We start from the raw sequence: 15,916 nt of genomic DNA, 5'->3' as shown, positions 1-15,916 counted from the left end.
AACGGGTAAAGTCGGTAACCAGTAAAAACGAAACAAGGGGATTTCGCCAATGACAAAATCCCCTTCACGGTTTATGCAAACGCGAATGCCCTTACTTTTCCGCCAGGTTGTATCTCTTGCGGAAGCGCTCTACGCGGCCGGCGGTGTCGATCAGCTTCTGCTTGCCGGTGTAGAACGGGTGGCACTGCGAGCAAATTTCGGTGGAGATCTCTGCCTTGGTGGAACGGGTCTCGAAGTTGTTCCCGCAGAGGCATTTTACGGTGATCACGTTGTACTTGGGATGGATTCCCTCTTTCATATCTTCCTCCTCGCGGGGCTCCGCCCCGTTACCTTACTTATTTTTGCACCGGAAAGTTGCTATAAATAACACCTCCGGCGCAAAGTTTCAAGCCTTTTTTCACCCCTTGCTCATGGAGTCCAGGAAATCCTGGTTGCTCTTGGTCCCTTCCAGCTTGGAGATCAGGAACTCCATGGAGTCGACCACGTTCATCGGGTGCAGCACCTTCCTCAGGATCCAGATCCGGTTCAGGGAGGCCTTCTCGATGAGGAGCTCCTCCTTCCTGGTGCCGGACTTGTTGATGTCGATGGCGGGGAAGGTGCGTTTCTCGACCAGCTTGCGGTCCAGGTGCAGCTCCATGTTGCCGGTCCCCTTGAACTCCTCGAAGATCACCTCGTCCATCTTGGAGCCGGTGTCGACCAGGGCGGTGGCGATGATGGTGAGCGACCCCCCTTCCTCGATGTTGCGGGCCGCGCCGAAGAAGCGCTTGGGCTTATGGAGGGCGTTCGAGTCCACACCACCGGAGAGTATCTTGCCGGAGGGGGGGATCACGGTGTTGTAGGCGCGGGCCAGGCGGGTGATGGAGTCGAGCAGGATCACGACGTCACGCTTGTGCTCGACCAGGCGCTTGGCCTTCTCGATGACCATCTCGGCCACCTGGATGTGGCGCGAGGCCGGCTCGTCGAAGGTCGAGGAGATCACCTCGCCCTTCACGGAGCGCTGCATGTCGGTCACCTCTTCCGGACGCTCGTCGATCAGGAGCACGATCAGGAACACCTCGGGGTGGTTCTCCGCGATGGAGTTCGCGATGTTCTGGATCAGCATGGTCTTGCCGGTGCGCGGCGGGGCGACGATGAGCCCCCTCTGCCCCTTGCCGATCGGAGCGATGAGCTCCATCACCCTGGTCGACATGTTGTCGTGGGTGGTCTCCAGCTTCAGCTTTTCCTGGGGATAGAGCGGGGTCAGGTTGTCGAAGAGGATCTTGTCGCGGGCGACTTCCGGGGACTCGTGGTTCACCGTCTCGACCTTTAAGAGTGCGAAGTAGCGCTCACCCTCTTTCGGGGGACGGATCTGGCCGGCCACGGTGTCGCCGGTGTGCAGGTTGAAGCGGCGGATCTGCGAGGGTGAAACGTATATGTCGTCGGGACCCGGCAGGTAGTTGTAGTCCGGTGCCCTCAAGAAACCGAAACCGTCCGGCAGCGTCTCCAGGACCCCCTCGCCGAAAATCATGCCGTTTTTCTCGGTCTGGGCATTGAGGATGGCGAAGATCAGGTCCTGCTTGCGCAGGCTCGATGCCCCCTCGATGTTGAGCGCCTTGGCGATCGCCGTAAGATCGTTAATCTTTTTCTCTTTCAGTTCTTGTAGGTTCATCTGTTCTCCTGGTCAGGGCGCAAAAGTACATCGTGAAGGCGATGCCTCGGTGCGAGCATGGGGTGTGAAATGTGGGATGGGGGCATGAGAAAACACGCGCAAAACGCTTAGTGTGTATATGAATCGTGTGTGAAGTTTAGAGACCTTGAGGTGTCGGGTACTATTCGGTATGAAAAGCAGGAGTAGTTGTTTGGTCAAATAGAAGGATACGGTAGTTATACCCTCCAGCCGAGAACCTTGTCAACTTTTTTTCTGAGACTGCCCGCGCCGCGGCTCGCCACTCTGCGGCACCGCCCAAAACAGGCGCCACGCCTCGATTAGCGGGGATAGCAAATTTCTTGCCAATGGTTTTCAGGCGAGCAAGCCGATACGCAGGTCATTCGTGGGGAGTACCTTTTTGAGCGTCCGCGGGTGCCGGGCCAGCCGGATGGGAACCCTGGTCGCCGGCTGCGGCTCCCGGTTCGGCAGCTCCGGTTTTTCCCTGGTACTTCGCACCGCTACGCCGTTTGCGGCGGGCCTTCTGGCGCCGCAGCTTCTCGGTCGCCGCGTCCTTCACCGTGTCGCCGCCGGCAAGCGCCGCCACCTTCTCCAGGAGGTAGCGCCGGGCCAGGAAGCGGTTCAGCGACTGGCTACGCGACTCCATGCACTTCACTTCCGCCCCGCTGGGGAGGTGCTTCAGGTAGACACAGGAGGAGCTTTTATTGACATGCTGCCCGCCGCGTCCCGAGGCATGGACGAAGCGTTCCTCGAGATCGGCCTCGCTCACCCCCAGCTGTTCCATGCGTTCCTTGAGCCAGCGGTTCTTCTCCGGGCTCACTGCGAATTCAGCCATGATTCCCCCTGGCGGGCATGATAGCCTCAGCAAGGGGGCGAAGTCAAAGGCATCTGCGTCTTTTTCCCGCGGCACCCGGCTTCCCGGCTCAGGAAGAGTAAGTACCTGAGCGTCCGCAGTTGAGTTAGAATTTACTTACATCTCGAATGGCAACCGCCCGATGTCAGAAGCCCGGGCATTCCGGAGGTCAAAATAATGGCAGCAATTTCGCGACGCATGTTCTTGATGGGGAGCGCCTCGTTGTTCCCCTACCTCTACCTGGAGAGACTCTCGGTGGCGGTCCGGCGCTACACCGTGCCGGTGCGACAGCTTCCCGCCGCGTTCGAGGGGTTCACGATCCTGCACCTGAGTGATCTGCACGACAAGGAGTTCGGTACGGCTGGCGAGGAGCTGGTGGCACTGGTTCAGCAGGAACACTACGACGTCATTGCCGTGACCGGCGACCTGGTGAACGGGTACCGCCCGGTGCTCACCCCGGCGCTCGAACTGCTCACCTCGCTGCGCAGGGCGGCGGACCGCCCGGTCTTCGCGGTACTGGGGAATCACGATTGGCGGCTGGAGCGCGGGCTGGAGTTTGCCCAGAGGCTGGAAGAGGCAGGTGCCCAGATGTTGTTCAACAGCGCGGCGCCTCTCGAGAGGAGCGGGCAGCGGCTCTGGATCGCCGGGGTAGACGACCCGATCACCGGGCGGGACCGGCTGGACCAGGCGCTCACCGGGACCGCTGCCGGGGAACCGCGGGTTTTGCTCACCCACTCCCCGATGCTCTTCCCCCAGGCCACCCAGCTCGGGCTCGATCTCCTGCTGGCGGGGCATACCCACGGCGGCCAGATCCGCCTGCCGATCGTCGGCGCCGCCTACGTGCCGCGCATCGGCTTCTTCCCCCCCTGGGACTACGGCCTCTTCCGAAACGGCCACACCACGCTCATCGTGAGCGGCGGCCTGGGCGAGAGCGGCCTTCCCATCCGCATCAACATCAGGCCCGAACTGGCCCTGGTGACCCTGGTAAACGCTACCGGGAGCCCCGGCGCTCCCCACCTTCCAGCATGACCGGAGCCTGGTCGCTGCCGATGGCGCCGGCGCCGCTTTGTACCTTGGCCGTGCATTCCTGGACCAGCAACTGGAAGGTGTCGGCCAGGGTTTCAGGGTCATAGCCGTAGGAGACCAGGTCTACCCGACAGACGCGCGCCAGGCGGTGCACTATCATGCGCACCGCCGCGTCCTGCTCGGCCCCCACCCCCTCGCCGGCCGCTTCTTCGGCCGCAACCACCAGCGATCGGGCCATGGCCCGGATGTTGATGGCACCCTCCTGGATTCCCAACGCGTCCTTGTGGCGTTTCATGGTGCACCTCCGGGGACGGGAGGCCTCTCCCGCACTCCTCAAGTTTTGGGGAACTCATACTGGCAAAGCTGGACGTGGCGAAGTGGCCCGGAGGTGGTGAGCCTCCGGAGAACGGCTTAGCGGGAACGCGGGTCGAAGGGGAGCCGCTTGGTGGGGGTGAAGAGGTCAGGGAGCGGGAAGACGAGCTCATCGGTGCTCTCGGTCGCCCTGGCCTTGCACTCCTTCATCAGCGTACAGTAGGTATCGGCCAGGGTGACGGGGTCGTACCCGTAGGTGATGTCGTCGACCTGGCAGAGACGGGCCAGGCGATAGGCGATCAGCCGCACGGCTGGGTCGCGCTCGGGGCCGCCCCCCTCGCCGGCGGCTTCGTCGGCCGCGGCGGAAAGCACCCGCGCAATGGTGGCCAGATTGGGGACCGCGTCCAGAACTTCCAGAGCTGCCTCGTGCCGTTTCATCTGCTCCTCCTTTTGCGGGGCTTCCGTCCGCGTATCGAACCCGGTCCGAGCGGTTGCTCAGTGTAGTTCTTCGCAGGGAAATTCTTACCAATGGTAGATTAAGACATTCTATTTAAAAGAGTCAACCCCCCTTGACATTTTCTAGCCCCAAAAACGAGATGCGGACACGCAGTCAGTCGCGTACGTCGGCTCTTACTTCTGGATGTAGAGCAGGTACTCCTGACCGTAGCCGGTCTCGCTGTCGATCCGGACCATCTCGACGGAGTGCGGCTGGAATTCGCGCAGGATCCCTTCCAGTTCCTCGCGCCCCAGGGAGAGATCCGGCACATCGACGCCGTGCGCCCTGTTGTGCGCGATCTCCCGGGAAGAGGTATCGGCAAGCGGGGTAAAAAGGACGATGCACAGCTTCTTCGTTGCGGAACCAAGCGCGTTGCGCAGAATCGCCTGCCACTGGTAGTTGTGCTCCAGGACATGCCGCATGAAGATCCCCTCGCACGGCGAGGTGTAGTTCACCAGGTCGACATACTTCTTCTCGGCATGCGGGGTATTGCTGCCGTCGACTCCGATCGCATCGGGCCGGAAGCGCTTGAACCCCCCCGCTCCGGTCCCCCAGTCCTCGACCACCCGGCAGTCCGCCAGGAAATCGCGCCCCATCTCGTAGGTCACGGTATCGGAATACCTGAAGGCCCCCGGTGCCTGGGACAGCCCCTGATACCAGGTATCCCACTTGCCGACGTTGCTTGCCTGTTCCGGCGCAGCCGGCACCTCGCAGTGGCTTAGGTACCGGCAGGTAAAGATCCCCTCGGGGAAACAGCCGACCTTGAGCCCGGCGCGCTCGAGGGTGCTCACCAGGTAGGGGAGGCTCAACTGGTCCTGAATGCTGTAGCGGGCGTTGTGGTAAAACCAGAGCGGCAGGAGGTTGTACTCCGCGGCGGTGAGGGCACCGCTGTAGACGAAGGCACCGCAGGCAAAGAGCCGCTCGTCGCGAAAGCCCTGGTCCGCCAGATACAACGCCACCTGGTCCTCGACCGGCTCGGACTGGTAGCGCTCCAGGAGGTAGCCGTTGCCGGTCTGCATCTGGTCCTGCATGTACGCCAGCTCCTCGCCGAGCGAGGTGCGGTACGGGTGCCGGAACAGCACCAGATCCTTGTCCCGGCAGACACCTACCAGCCAGCTGACCGCCTGCGGGTGCGCCAGGATGAAGGAGCTGTCGAGCCAGATGTAGAAGTCGTAACCGGGCGCCAGCTCGTAGCCGAGCATCTTGGGGATCTTGGCCTGCAACCGGGGGGACAGGGAGGCGCGCTGGGGAAAGGTGGCGTCGTCGAAGAAGAATACGTCGAGCGACCACCCCTCCGGGAGTTCCTGGGCGACATAGTGAGCGGTCCGGTTACCCCGCACCCCCCCCAGATCGGCGGATATGAGGGCGACCCTCAGGTGTCCATTGTTGCTGAGCATGTCTCTCCTTCCTTCGGGCTCCAGCACCGAGGGCTCCGCGAGGGAGACCCTGGTCCGGCCCGGCTGATAGTAACGGCCGGCGTGTCGGATGCAAGTTACCTGCCGCCACGGCCTCGCACCCTTTCGCGACCGGGAGCGAGGCCCCGCTCCCACCAGGGAGACTCCCGTTCAGCGCCGTCAACCGGGCCTGCGGCTCCCCCCGGCCAGGAACCCTGGCAGCCCCTGTCAACGATTTGACCGGAAGCGCTCCGGATCGGCCACCAATATTTTGACGCGACCAGCCCCGCTGCCCGTGAGCCCGCGCCCTGAAACGGAACGTCGAACCCACGGCACGCCTGAGACTTGGCTCCAGGACCTCTGGCATATCAATTGCAAAATCGAGCCAGACCCACGGCAGAAGCGCTGTTCGTCCCAAAGCAGCACCGCCAAAATCTTTACGTCCGGATAAGGGAGACAACCTCATGAGGCAACTCGTTAATCGCCCGGCTGGCGAAATGGTCGCCGGCGTCGTCAAGCGACCGCTCATCTCGGTCATCCTGGTGACCCGCAACAAGGAGTCCTACCTCAGGGAGTGCCTGAACGGACTCATGGAACAGACGGTCGCCCAACGGATGGAAGTGATCGTGGTGGACCAGGGCTCGGAACAATCCGAGTGGTCGGTGGTCGTAGACCTGCAGCGCCGCTACGCGAACCTGGTCGCCGTGAGGACCGCGGCAGACGAGGGGGCCGGTGCCGGGCTGAACCTGGCGCTCAAGATCGCCTCGGGAAGCTACCTGACGGTGCTGGAGCCGAGCGACCGCCTGCGCAGCGATGCCTACGAGCTGCTGGTGAACACGCTGGAGTCCCGTCCCGACGCCATGCTCGCCTACGGCGATACCTGCTTTACCGCCATCCCCCACGAGACCTTCGCGAACCACACGAGCTACGGGAAGATGATCTGGCCCCACTACAGTGCGCAGCAGTTGCTGCAGCTCTCCCTGATTGCCCCGCATCCGGTCTGGCGCCGCGAACTCAACGACGCGGTCGGCGCGTTCGACGCCAAGTTCCAGTGCGAGGCGCTGCGCCACTTCCTGCTGCGGGTGGTGGACAACTTCACCATGCTGCATGTCGAGGAGTTCGTCGGGCTGCGCCTGGTGGAGACCGGTACGTCGCTCGGCCAGGAAGGCTCCCAGCGCGAGCTTGCCGACCTGAAACAGAACTACCCGGCGACCGGGCGCCAGTGCGCGCTCCCCGTGACAGCGGCCCCGGCGTCTTCGCCGAGCACCGAGATCCCTCCGCAACCTGCCCAAGCTTTTGTAGCGCCAGCGGCAGCCGCCCCGGCACCGCAAGCGCCCCTGAGCGCCGAAGCGGCCTACCGGTCGGTCGAGGAACTCGTGGCGGCCGGCGCCACCGGTGACGCCCTGGAAGCGCTCCGTGAGCACCTGGTCCGCTATCCCGACCACGCCCAGGCACACAACGACTATGCCACCTTGCTGGTGCAGCAGGATGACGCCGAGACGGCCCTCAGCCACTACCGCAGGGCGGTGGCGCTTGCCCCGCAGGAGAACACCTATCGCAAGAACCTGGCAGACCTCTTGTTCGTGGCCGCCGGCGAGGTCGACGAGGCGATCGCCATCTACCTCGACCTGCACCAGAAGGAGCCGCGTGACACGGAGACCCTGACCAACCTCGGTGTCATCTGCGAGACGGTGGGACAGCCCGACGAGGCGAAGATCTTCTATCAGCGGGTACTGGACATCGAGCCCTGGAACCAGGAGGTGCGCCAGCGCATCTGCCAGTTGCGCGAGACAGCCGCAGCAGCCGAGGACGACGAGGAAACCGCGGAGGAGCGTTACGAGAGGGTGCAGGGGTTGGTAAGCGAGGGCGACCTGTCAGGCGCCGCCCGGGAACTGGAAACCACCCTGAAGAGCTACCCCGGCTTCGCCCCTGCGCACAACGACCTTGCGGTGCTCAGTTACCAGGAAGGAGACAAGGAGAAAGCCCTGCACCACTACGAGCAGGCGGCCGTCCTGGCCCCCGGCAACTCCACCTTCCAGAAGAACCTGGCCGATTTCTACTTCGTCGAAGGTCACGACGTGGACGGTGCCATTGCCATCTACCTGAAGCTCTTGGAAAAAGAGCCCAAGAACATCGAGACGCTCATGAACCTCGGCAAGATCTGCACCGTCCTGGAGCGCCCCGAGGAGGCGAAGAGCTTTTACGGGAAGGTCACCCAGCTGGAACCCTGGAACCAGGACGCGCGGGAATGCCTGGCCAACCTGCGCCAGGTGGTAAACGGGTAAAAATACCGGGTCGAGGTTGAGAAAATCCGGCAAGCGACCGGCCACCTCGACCAACGTCGCCGCTTGAAGCCATCGCCTGCCAGACGCCGCGGCGCCGCCTCCCGTCCGGGTAGCGGCGCCGCGGTCTGCGCCTGCCGGTGGCGGCCGCATTTTTCACTCAAGTTGTCACGGCCTCGAGCCGAAACGTTGACTGCACCACTCCGACTGCCTGCACGATTGGAGAACGACTATGGCTTCCCTGCTCGATGGCGCCACCACTACCAGCACCAGTGAAAAGGCCTCCGCCTACGACATCTACACCACCCTCTCGACCCAGTCGAGCCAGATGTCCAACCTTGCGAAGAGCGCGTTAAGTAGCGGCCTGGCCTTCTACCAGAAAAAGGATTACACCCGGGCCCAGAAGGAGATCCAGCGCTCCTTGGCCATGGACCCTTCGAGCACCCAGGCCACCAACTACCTGGCCAAGACCTTCGAGGCACAGAAAAAGTACGCCGAAGCCATCAAGACCTACAAGAACTCCCTGGCCCTCGACCCGCAACAGGACACCGTCAACCTGGCCCTCGGCAACATCTACCTGCAGCAGAAGAAGTACAACGACGCCGAGAAGCAGTTCAAACAGTCCATCAAGCTCAATCCCCAGGACACGGTGGCCCCCTACACCCTGGGGCAGATGTACCAGCAACAGGCGCGCTACAGCGATGCGGAGGCCCAGTTCAAGAAGGTGATCCGGATGGCGCCCCACGACGCCAACCCGCTCTACGCCCTGGGTGCCACCTACAACAAGGAAGGGAAGTCCGCGGAGGCGGTGACCGTCTTGAAGCAGGCAGTGGCCCTGAAGCCGAAGATGGCCGCGGCGCACCTCGAACTGGGGACCGCCTACGCCGCCCTGGGCGATACCGCCAACGCCAACCTGGAAGTCGAACGTTTGACGGCGCTCAACAGCACCCAGGGTGCGCTCTTGAAGGCGATCGTCGCCAAGCCGAAGTTCGTCGCCGGCGGCGGCGGAGACGCCGACAGCTTCCCCAGCGCCCTGGGCCCCGGCACCAGCCTCTTCGGCCTTTTGGGTGTCGACAGCAACACCGGCACCCCCAACAATTCAAAGCTCTTCACCTTTACCTTCTCCTTCGATTCAGACATGGACGGCACTTCGGTGCAGGATACCCGGAACTGGACCATCACCAAGGCGAGCGGAGGCGCTGCCGGGTACTACAACAACCTGCAACCGGTGCTCCCGACCGAGGCCTACATCCCCCAAAACCCGGTGAGCGTGAGTTACGACCCGAACCAGCGCCAGGCGACGGTGACCTTCCTCCTGACCCAGAACTCGACCGGCGACGCCACCATCGACCCCTCGCACATGGTCTTCAAGTTCGCCGGCAAGGATTCCAAGGGAAAAACCATGGATCCGACGGCAGACCAGTACGATGGCGCAGCCTCCGATGTCTTCTAGGATGCCTGGCAGACAAAGGGGTGGCACTGCGCTGGAAAGGCGGGCGTAAGCCATGTGGTTGAATCTCGGATGCGGACTGCGCCCCCTGCCGGGGTACCTCAACGTGGACCGGTTCGGAAAGCCGGACCTGCGGCACGATCTGGAGACCTTTCCCTGGCCCTGGCCGGACAACTCGGTCTCCAAGGTCCTGATGATCCATGTCCTCGAGCACCTCGGGCGGGACCCGGAGATCTTCCGCAGGATCATCCAGGAGCTGTATCGCGTCTGCTGCGACCGTGCCCAGATCCACCTGGTGGTTCCACATCCCAAGCACGACACCTTCCTGAGCGATCCCACCCACGTGCGTCCCATTTCCGAAGAGACCCTCTACCTCCTGTCCCGCGCCAAGAACCTGGAGTTCTTGCGGGCCGGCGCCTCCAACTCCTGCCTCGCCCTCGAGTGGGAGGTCAACTTCGAGCTCACCGACATCATCTACCACTTCGACGCACGCTGGAAAGCGCGCCGGGCCAGCGGCGCCATCAGCACCGAGGAACTCCTCGAGGCGGTCCTCAACCACAACAACGTGATCGAAATGCTGGAAATGACCCTCACGGTCGACAAGTCCGCGCCCTGAAACCCGCTGCCACCCGTGCCGTCGCGACTGCGGTTCCCGGCCGCCCCCTGCACCGCCCCTTCTTAACGAAAAATCTGGCACACCCGATGCAGAAGCACACGGTGCAGTTCTCCCGCCCCCCGTTAGGCAGGGATCCAGACTTCCTCGGACACAGGTACTCAGACCATGCCCTTCCCGGTAATCGATGCCCACTCGCAAAACGCTGACGATGCGCGGTACTTTCGCGACGTCTTCCTCTACGGCCGCGAGGGAATCCCGTTGCAGGGGGAACGGATCATCAACCGCTTCACCAACTTCCCCGACGAGCAACTGCGCCTGTGGCTCTCCGGGCACCAAAGCTCCGCGCTTACCGGCATTCCCGGAGTGACGCTGCCGCTCTACGGGGACTGGAGCGGCAACTTCTGGCACTGGATCTACGAGGCACTTCCCGCCGCCCTGACCGCGCACCGCATGGGGTTTGCCGGCAACTACCTGATCCCGGCGCTCCCCTTTGCGGTGGACACCCTGAAGTACCTCGGCATCCCTGCCGAGCGGATCTACCAGGACGACGGCAGCGACTACCATCTCGAGTGCATGTACCTCCCCGGGAAAAAACGCGGCCACCGGCCGGAGAACCTGGACGCGGTCCTGACCCTCAGGTCCCTTTTGCGCGAGAGGTTCGTCGAACCGGGTCTCGACTACCGGCTCTACGTCTCCCGCAACGGCCGGCCTCAAAACCCGCGCAGGGTGATCAACGAAGAGCAGCTGCAGGAAGTGCTCGAGAAGTACGGCTTCCTGACGCTGCACATGGAGCACCTCACCCTCGAGGAGCAGCTGCGCTACACCTGCAACGCCTCGGCGCTGGTCACCCCCCATGGCGCCGGCATGACCCACACCGCCTTCATGACGGCGGGAGCCCTGGTCCTCGAGCTGTTCGCCCCCAGCTATGTGAACCCCTGCCAGGTGCCGACCTGCCAGAAGCTCGGGCACCGCTACTACCAGCTCACCAGCTGCTGCCTGCACACCGGCTACCCCTACAGTCAGGACATCGAGGCCTACCCCGAGATGATCGAGATGACCCTGTCCCGCGAACTGCTGCACCGCGCCCCGTCAAACGACCGTCGCAGTTGAAAGCCTCTCGGCCCCGCATTTCCCAAGGTAATTGACGCGTGTCAATACTTTGAACCCGCGACGCTGTCATCCAAAAAACCGCCATCCCCCCGATCTACCCATCCCGGACTCCCCCCCCTCTTTCCACAAGCGCTCGTTTTCCTCCAGAACGAGCCAAAGTCCCTTTATTATCCAAAGCTTGCATCGGAGCACCACCTGCCGGCACCACACGGCTCCCCACAGCCCGGGGATCCTCCACACTGGCATGTCTATTGCTTTCCCCGGAGATGCCACGCGGTTTTAATGTGTTAGCTCGAGAGCAGGCACTTATTAACCGCAGACTTCTTCCGGGAGAAACGTGATGTCCAACCGCATTCTGGTTACCGGCGGCGCCGGCTACCTCGGTTCCGTACTCTGCGAACACCTCTTGGCCCGCGGCTACCAGGTGACCGCACTCGACAACCTGCTCTACGGCGAGCAGAGCCTGTTCCACCTCTGCGCCAACCCCGACTTCGACTTCGTGCAGGGCGACGCCCGCGACGAGGCGCTCATGACGCGGTTGGTTGCCAAGGCCGACGCCATCATCCCGCTGGCCGCCATCGTCGGGGCTCCGGCCTGCGACCGTGACCCGCTGATGGCCACCTCGGTGAACCTGGACGCGATCCGCATGCTGAACCGGCTGCGCAGCCCCTCCCAGCTCATGGTCTACCCCACCACCAACTCGGGCTACGGCACCAAGAGCGGCGAGATCTACTGCACCGAGGAGACTCCGCTCGAGCCGATCACCCTCTACGGGCAGACCAAGACCGAGGCCGAGGCCGAGGTGCTGAACTCCCCCAACTCGATCACCCTGAGGCTCGCCACCGTCTTTGGCACCTCGCCGCGCATGCGGCTCGACCTCCTGGTGAACCACTTCGTCTATGCCGCGCTCACCGACCGCTACATCGTCCTGTTCGAGAAGGACTTCAAACGGAACTACATCCACATCCGGGATATCGCAGACTGCTTCCTGCACTGCCTGGAGAACGGCCCGGCCATGGTGGGGCGCCCCTACAACGCGGGGCTCGACGCGGCCAACCTCTCCAAGGAGGAGCTCGCCCTGAAGATCAAGGAGCACCTCCCCCAGTTCCACATCGTCTGCTCCGAGATCGGCAGCGACCCGGACCAGCGCAACTACATCGTCTCCAACGATCGACTGCGCCAGGCGGGGTTCGAGGCAAGACGCTCGCTCGACTTCGGCATCCAGGAGCTGATCAAGGGCTACCGGCTCTTCGGGCGCGGCATGCGCAAGAACATCTGATGGGACGTTCCCCCTTGTCGCATACCACCGCGGTGGTCCTGGCCGGCGGCCTGGGCACCAGGCTGAGAAGCGTGACCGGCGAACTCCCCAAGGTGCTGGCGCCGGTACTGGGGCGACCCTACCTCCGGTTCGTGCTGGACCAGCTGGAACGGGCCGGGCTTACCGAGGTGCTGATCTGCACCGGGTACCGCAGCGCCGAGGTCGAGGCCAGCATCGGGACGCGCCACGGCACCCTTTCGGTCGGCTACAGCGCCGAACCCGCACCCCTGGGCACCGGGGGCGCGCTGCGCTACGCGCTTGGCAAAATGCGCCACGAGGAGCTTTTGGTGTTAAACGGCGACTCCTTCGTGGAAGCCGACCTGGGAAGCTTCACCCAGCTGCACCGCAGCAGCGGGGCAAAAGCCTCGCTGCTGCTCACCGAGGTGCCCGAGGTGGGGCGCTACGGCTCGGTGCAGACCGACCAGGCCGGAGCGATCCTGGGCTTCAGCGAAAAGGGGGGTCACAGCGGCTGCGGGACCATCAACGCCGGGGTCTACCTGCTCGGGCGCGACCTGATCGCCGCGCTTCCCGAGGGACGGGAGCTCTCCCTGGAGCGCGAGGTCTTCCCCTTCCTGGTCGGCCAAGGGTTCTACGGTTTCAACCTGGGCAGGCGGTTCATCGACATAGGCACCCCCGAGTCGTACCGTGAAGTCGGGGCTTTCTTCTGCGCCGCTGGCGCCGGAGCTTACACAACGTGGCAAAGGGAGCACGCGCAATGATCATCAGCAGAACTCCGTATCGCATCTCGTTCTTTGGCGGCGGCACCGACTACCCGGCCTGGTACCTGAAGCACGGCGGCTCCGTCCTGGCGACGACCATCGACAAGTACTGCTACATCACCTGCCGGTACCTCCCCCCCTTTTTCGAGCACAAGCACCGCATCGTCTATTCCAACATCGAAAGCTGCAAGCATCTTGACGAGATCCAGCACCCAGCCTTCCGGGAGGTGCTGCGCTTCATGGAGATCGACCGCGGTGTCGAGGTGCACCACGACGGCGACCTGCCGGCGCGTTCCGGCATGGGCTCCAGCTCGGCCTTCACGGTGGGGCTGCTCAACGCGCTCTACGCGCTCAAGGGTGTCATGGCCACCAAGCAGGAACTGGCCATGAAGAGCATCCACATCGAACAGAACATGATCCGGGAGACCGTCGGTTCCCAGGACCAGACCCTCGCCGCCTACGGCGGGTTCAACCTGATCCAGTTCCAGCCCAACCGGGAGATCTCGGTGCGCCCGGTGATCACCACCCCGGAGCGGGTGCGCGAGCTGAACTCCCACCTGATGCTTTTCTACACCGGGATCAAGCGGACTGCGGCCTCGGTGGCCGACAGCTACGTGCACGATCTGGAGGGACGCAAGCGGCAGCTGCGCATCATGAAGGACCTGGTCGACGAGGGGCTCTCGGTGCTGAACAGCCACCACGACATCGAGGGGTTCGGCGAGTTGATGCACGAGGCCTGGCTCTCCAAAAGGAGCATGAGCTCGAGTGTCTCCAACAGCGAGGTCGACGGGCTCTACGAGGCGGCCCGCAGGGCCGGTGCGGTCGGTGGCAAGATCACCGGCGCCGGTGGCGGCGGGTTCCTCCTCCTGTTCGCCCCCCCAGAGCTGCACCAGAAGATCAAGGAAGCGCTGAACACGCTGATCCACGTCCCCTTCTCTTTCGATTACACCGGCAGCCAGATCATCTACTTCCAGCACGAGGAGGATTTCTCCCATGCGGAGCAGGTTCGGGGTGGCCAGGTCATCGCGCCCTTTCGAGAGTTGAGCCACGCCGGCTTTCCTGACAAGCCGCAACGCGCAGTGGCGGCGAGCGCTTAAGCGGACCAAAGCGCCATGCGACTCGAAGAGATAGCCCTCATCGTGGCACCGGAGGCGGACAACGTCGCCCTGGTCAAGGTCCCCGCCCCGGCCGGCACCCGGCTCGAGACCCCCGAGGGGGAGCTGGTGCTCCCGGAGGAGGTTCTCCCCGGCGAGCGGATCGCCCTGTGCGACCTCCCCGGCGGCAGTTACCTGTACCAGTACGGGTTCCCCTTTGCCACCTCCTGCGGCATCGCCCGCGGCCAGGCGGTGCACGGCGGTAACACCCGCGCCGAGATCCCCCCCTGCAGTGCGGCTGCCGGGACCGCCAGCGTCACCCTCCCCCCCTTGACCGGCAAAAGCTTCCAGGGGTACCGGCGCGCCGACGGGCGCTACGGCACCCGCAACTACTACATCGTGATCCCCACCTCGATGTGCGCCAGCCAGGTGGCGGTGCAGATTGCCGAGCCGTTCCGGAGCGCACCCCAAGGGATCGACGCGGTACTCGCCCTCCCCCACACCGAGGGGTGCGGCTGCGCGGCGGGGCTGCAGATCGACCGGCTGTTGCACGTACTCAAGGAGATGATCGCGCACCCCAACGTAGGGGGCGCGCTGGTGGTCGACCTCGGCTGCGAACAGAGTAACGCCGCGGTGCTCAAGGGGGTCATCCCTTCCGGGTGCGCCGGCAAACCGGTGGAGTGGCTCACCATCCAACAGCTGGGCACCCCCGCCACCATCGCCCAAGGGCGTGCCCTTATCGAGGAGCGGCTCCCCGAGGTCGCTTCGGCGCGCCGCACCCCGTGTCCGCTGGAGCGACTGGTCCTGGCCGGGGAGTGCGGCGCCTCGGACGCCTTCTCGGGGGTCACCGCCAACCGGGTCATCGGCGGCGCCGTGGACCGGGTCATCGCCGCGGGGGGCAGCGCCATCATCAGCGAATTTCCGGAGATGGTCGGGGCGGAACAGGTATTGTTCCCGCGCATGCAGCGCCCCGAACTGGTCGACAAGTTCCAACGGCTCATGGGGTGGTACCGCGAGGTGGCCTCCCGCCTGGGCACCGTACTGGACCACAACCTGGTCCCGGAAAACAAGGCGGGCGGCCTGATCAACCCGTACATCAAGAGCCTGGGCGCCGTGGTGAAGGGGGGCTCCGGCCCGATCACCGGGGTCCTCGACTACGGCGAACGCTGCGACAAACCGGGCCTGCACCTCATGCAGGGGCCTGGCAACGACCCCGAATCGGTGACCGGCCTCGCGGCCAGCGGCGCCAACCTGATCCTCTTCTCGACCGGACGGGGCACCGGCACCGGCTGCGCCCTGGTCCCGGTCATCAAGATCTCCTCGCAGAGCGCCCTCGCCCGACGCATGCCCGACGACATCGACTTCGACGCGGGGAGCATCCTGAGCGCCGAGGACCCGACAAGCGAACGGGAGCTTTTGGCCGACCGGCTGCTCGACCAGCTGATCGCTGTCGCCTCCGGCCAACCTACCAAGGCCGAGCACAACGGGCAGCACCAGTTCCAGATCTGGAGCGCCGGCAAGCTTTCCCTGTAGGCCCCGCCCCGGCCGGCACGCCGGGACCTGCAGCACTTCAATGGCAGCATCCTATGTCGGGTCCCTGA

General features: G+C 64.0%; 15 protein-coding genes. 9 read left to right on the top strand and 6 right to left on the bottom strand.

Annotated features, from left to right (window positions below; genetic code table 11):
* Positions 1-91 precede the first annotated feature (91 nt).
* The 3 genes from rpmE to H7688_RS10625 all read right to left on the bottom strand — a co-directional run bounded on the left by rpmE (position 92) and on the right by H7688_RS10625 (position 2,480).
* Positions 92-298: a 50S ribosomal protein L31 gene (gene rpmE / locus H7688_RS10635; protein ID WP_183361091.1), complete on the bottom strand. Its 207-nt coding sequence runs from the start codon at positions 296-298 to the stop codon at positions 92-94.
* Positions 299-397: 99 nt separating this feature from the next.
* Positions 398-1,648, bottom strand: a complete 1,251-nt coding sequence (gene rho / locus H7688_RS10630; protein WP_183353910.1) for a transcription termination factor Rho — start codon at positions 1,646-1,648, stop codon at positions 398-400.
* Positions 1,649-2,024: 376 nt separating this feature from the next.
* Positions 2,025-2,480, bottom strand: a complete 456-nt coding sequence (locus H7688_RS10625; protein ID WP_183361090.1) for a peptide chain release factor family protein — start codon at positions 2,478-2,480, stop codon at positions 2,025-2,027.
* 195 nt (positions 2,481-2,675) lie between these two features.
* Here H7688_RS10625 and H7688_RS10620 point away from each other — a divergent pair, with 195 nt between their 5' ends.
* Positions 2,676-3,527, top strand: a complete 852-nt coding sequence (locus H7688_RS10620) for a metallophosphoesterase (protein ID WP_183361089.1) — start codon at positions 2,676-2,678, stop codon at positions 3,525-3,527.
* Here H7688_RS10620 and H7688_RS10615 read toward each other — a convergent pair.
* The 3 genes from H7688_RS10615 to H7688_RS10605 form a co-directional block, all read right to left on the bottom strand.
* Positions 3,490-3,819, bottom strand: a complete 330-nt coding sequence (locus tag H7688_RS10615; protein WP_183361088.1) for a hypothetical protein — start codon at positions 3,817-3,819, stop codon at positions 3,490-3,492. The genes H7688_RS10620 and H7688_RS10615 overlap by 38 nt on opposite strands.
* 116 nt (positions 3,820-3,935) lie before the next feature.
* Positions 3,936-4,274: a hypothetical protein gene (locus H7688_RS10610; RefSeq protein WP_183361087.1), complete on the bottom strand. Its 339-nt coding sequence runs from the start codon at positions 4,272-4,274 to the stop codon at positions 3,936-3,938.
* A gap of 192 nt (positions 4,275-4,466) precedes the next feature.
* A complete protein-coding gene (locus H7688_RS10605) occupies positions 4,467-5,729 on the bottom strand; it encodes a glycosyltransferase domain-containing protein (RefSeq protein ID WP_183361086.1) in 1,263 nt (420 codons plus the stop codon).
* A 461-nt stretch (positions 5,730-6,190) separates the two neighbouring features.
* On the opposite strand from H7688_RS10605, the gene H7688_RS10600 reads away from it, so the two are divergent.
* The 8 genes from H7688_RS10600 to H7688_RS10565 all read left to right on the top strand — a co-directional run bounded on the left by H7688_RS10600 (position 6,191) and on the right by H7688_RS10565 (position 15,848).
* Complete coding sequence (locus H7688_RS10600) at positions 6,191-8,011, top strand: tetratricopeptide repeat protein (RefSeq protein WP_183361085.1); 1,821 nt, start codon at positions 6,191-6,193, stop codon at positions 8,009-8,011.
* Positions 8,012-8,240: 229 nt separating this feature from the next.
* On the top strand, positions 8,241-9,461 hold the full coding sequence (locus H7688_RS10595) for a tetratricopeptide repeat protein (protein ID WP_183361084.1): 1,221 nt from the start codon (positions 8,241-8,243) through the stop codon (positions 9,459-9,461).
* Between the two features lie 52 nt (positions 9,462-9,513).
* On the top strand, positions 9,514-10,074 hold the full coding sequence (locus H7688_RS10590) for a class I SAM-dependent methyltransferase (protein WP_183361083.1): 561 nt from the start codon (positions 9,514-9,516) through the stop codon (positions 10,072-10,074).
* 165 nt (positions 10,075-10,239) lie between these two features.
* The gene (locus tag H7688_RS10585) at positions 10,240-11,184 is read left to right on the top strand and encodes a glycosyltransferase family 61 protein (protein ID WP_183361082.1); all 945 of its coding nucleotides are present in this window, start codon (positions 10,240-10,242) and stop codon (positions 11,182-11,184) included.
* Positions 11,185-11,524: 340 nt separating this feature from the next.
* On the top strand, positions 11,525-12,463 hold the full coding sequence (locus H7688_RS10580) for an NAD-dependent epimerase/dehydratase family protein (protein WP_183361081.1): 939 nt from the start codon (positions 11,525-11,527) through the stop codon (positions 12,461-12,463).
* Complete coding sequence (locus tag H7688_RS10575; RefSeq protein ID WP_198424486.1) at positions 12,463-13,221, top strand: nucleotidyltransferase family protein; 759 nt, start codon at positions 12,463-12,465, stop codon at positions 13,219-13,221. Before H7688_RS10580 ends, H7688_RS10575 begins: the two co-directional genes overlap by 1 nt.
* Complete coding sequence (locus H7688_RS10570; RefSeq protein WP_183361080.1) at positions 13,218-14,318, top strand: GHMP family kinase ATP-binding protein; 1,101 nt, start codon at positions 13,218-13,220, stop codon at positions 14,316-14,318. Before H7688_RS10575 ends, H7688_RS10570 begins: the two co-directional genes overlap by 4 nt.
* Before the next feature lie 15 nt (positions 14,319-14,333).
* Positions 14,334-15,848 (top strand): UxaA family hydrolase, encoded by a 1,515-nt coding sequence (locus tag H7688_RS10565; protein ID WP_183361079.1) that lies wholly within the window; start codon positions 14,334-14,336, stop codon positions 15,846-15,848.
* Positions 15,849-15,916: the final 68 nt, after the last annotated feature.

Origin of the sequence: Geomonas limicola, from assembly GCF_014193675.1 — a bacterium.
GTDB lineage: Bacteria > Desulfobacterota > Desulfuromonadia > Geobacterales > Geobacteraceae > Geomonas > Geomonas limicola.
This window is presented reverse-complemented; position numbering and strand designations above follow the sequence as displayed.

Excerpts from the sequence above, each read along its gene's own strand:
- rpmE (WP_183361091.1), bottom strand. The coding sequence starts at position 298 with ATGAAAGAGGGAATCCATCCCAAGTACAACGTGATCACCGTAAAATGC.
- rho (WP_183353910.1), bottom strand. The coding sequence starts at position 1,648 with ATGAACCTACAAGAACTGAAAGAGAAAAAGATTAACGATCTTACGGCG.
- H7688_RS10625 (WP_183361090.1), bottom strand. The coding sequence starts at position 2,480 with ATGGCTGAATTCGCAGTGAGCCCGGAGAAGAACCGCTGGCTCAAGGAA.
- H7688_RS10620 (WP_183361089.1), top strand. The coding sequence starts at position 2,676 with ATGGCAGCAATTTCGCGACGCATGTTCTTGATGGGGAGCGCCTCGTTG.
- H7688_RS10615 (WP_183361088.1), bottom strand. The coding sequence starts at position 3,819 with ATGAAACGCCACAAGGACGCGTTGGGAATCCAGGAGGGTGCCATCAAC.
- H7688_RS10610 (WP_183361087.1), bottom strand. The coding sequence starts at position 4,274 with ATGAAACGGCACGAGGCAGCTCTGGAAGTTCTGGACGCGGTCCCCAAT.
- H7688_RS10605 (WP_183361086.1), bottom strand. The coding sequence starts at position 5,729 with ATGCTCAGCAACAATGGACACCTGAGGGTCGCCCTCATATCCGCCGAT.
- H7688_RS10600 (WP_183361085.1), top strand. The coding sequence starts at position 6,191 with ATGAGGCAACTCGTTAATCGCCCGGCTGGCGAAATGGTCGCCGGCGTC.
- H7688_RS10595 (WP_183361084.1), top strand. The coding sequence starts at position 8,241 with ATGGCTTCCCTGCTCGATGGCGCCACCACTACCAGCACCAGTGAAAAG.
- H7688_RS10590 (WP_183361083.1), top strand. The coding sequence starts at position 9,514 with ATGTGGTTGAATCTCGGATGCGGACTGCGCCCCCTGCCGGGGTACCTC.
- H7688_RS10585 (WP_183361082.1), top strand. The coding sequence starts at position 10,240 with ATGCCCTTCCCGGTAATCGATGCCCACTCGCAAAACGCTGACGATGCG.
- H7688_RS10580 (WP_183361081.1), top strand. The coding sequence starts at position 11,525 with ATGTCCAACCGCATTCTGGTTACCGGCGGCGCCGGCTACCTCGGTTCC.
- H7688_RS10575 (WP_198424486.1), top strand. The coding sequence starts at position 12,463 with ATGGGACGTTCCCCCTTGTCGCATACCACCGCGGTGGTCCTGGCCGGC.
- H7688_RS10570 (WP_183361080.1), top strand. The coding sequence starts at position 13,218 with ATGATCATCAGCAGAACTCCGTATCGCATCTCGTTCTTTGGCGGCGGC.
- H7688_RS10565 (WP_183361079.1), top strand. The coding sequence starts at position 14,334 with ATGCGACTCGAAGAGATAGCCCTCATCGTGGCACCGGAGGCGGACAAC.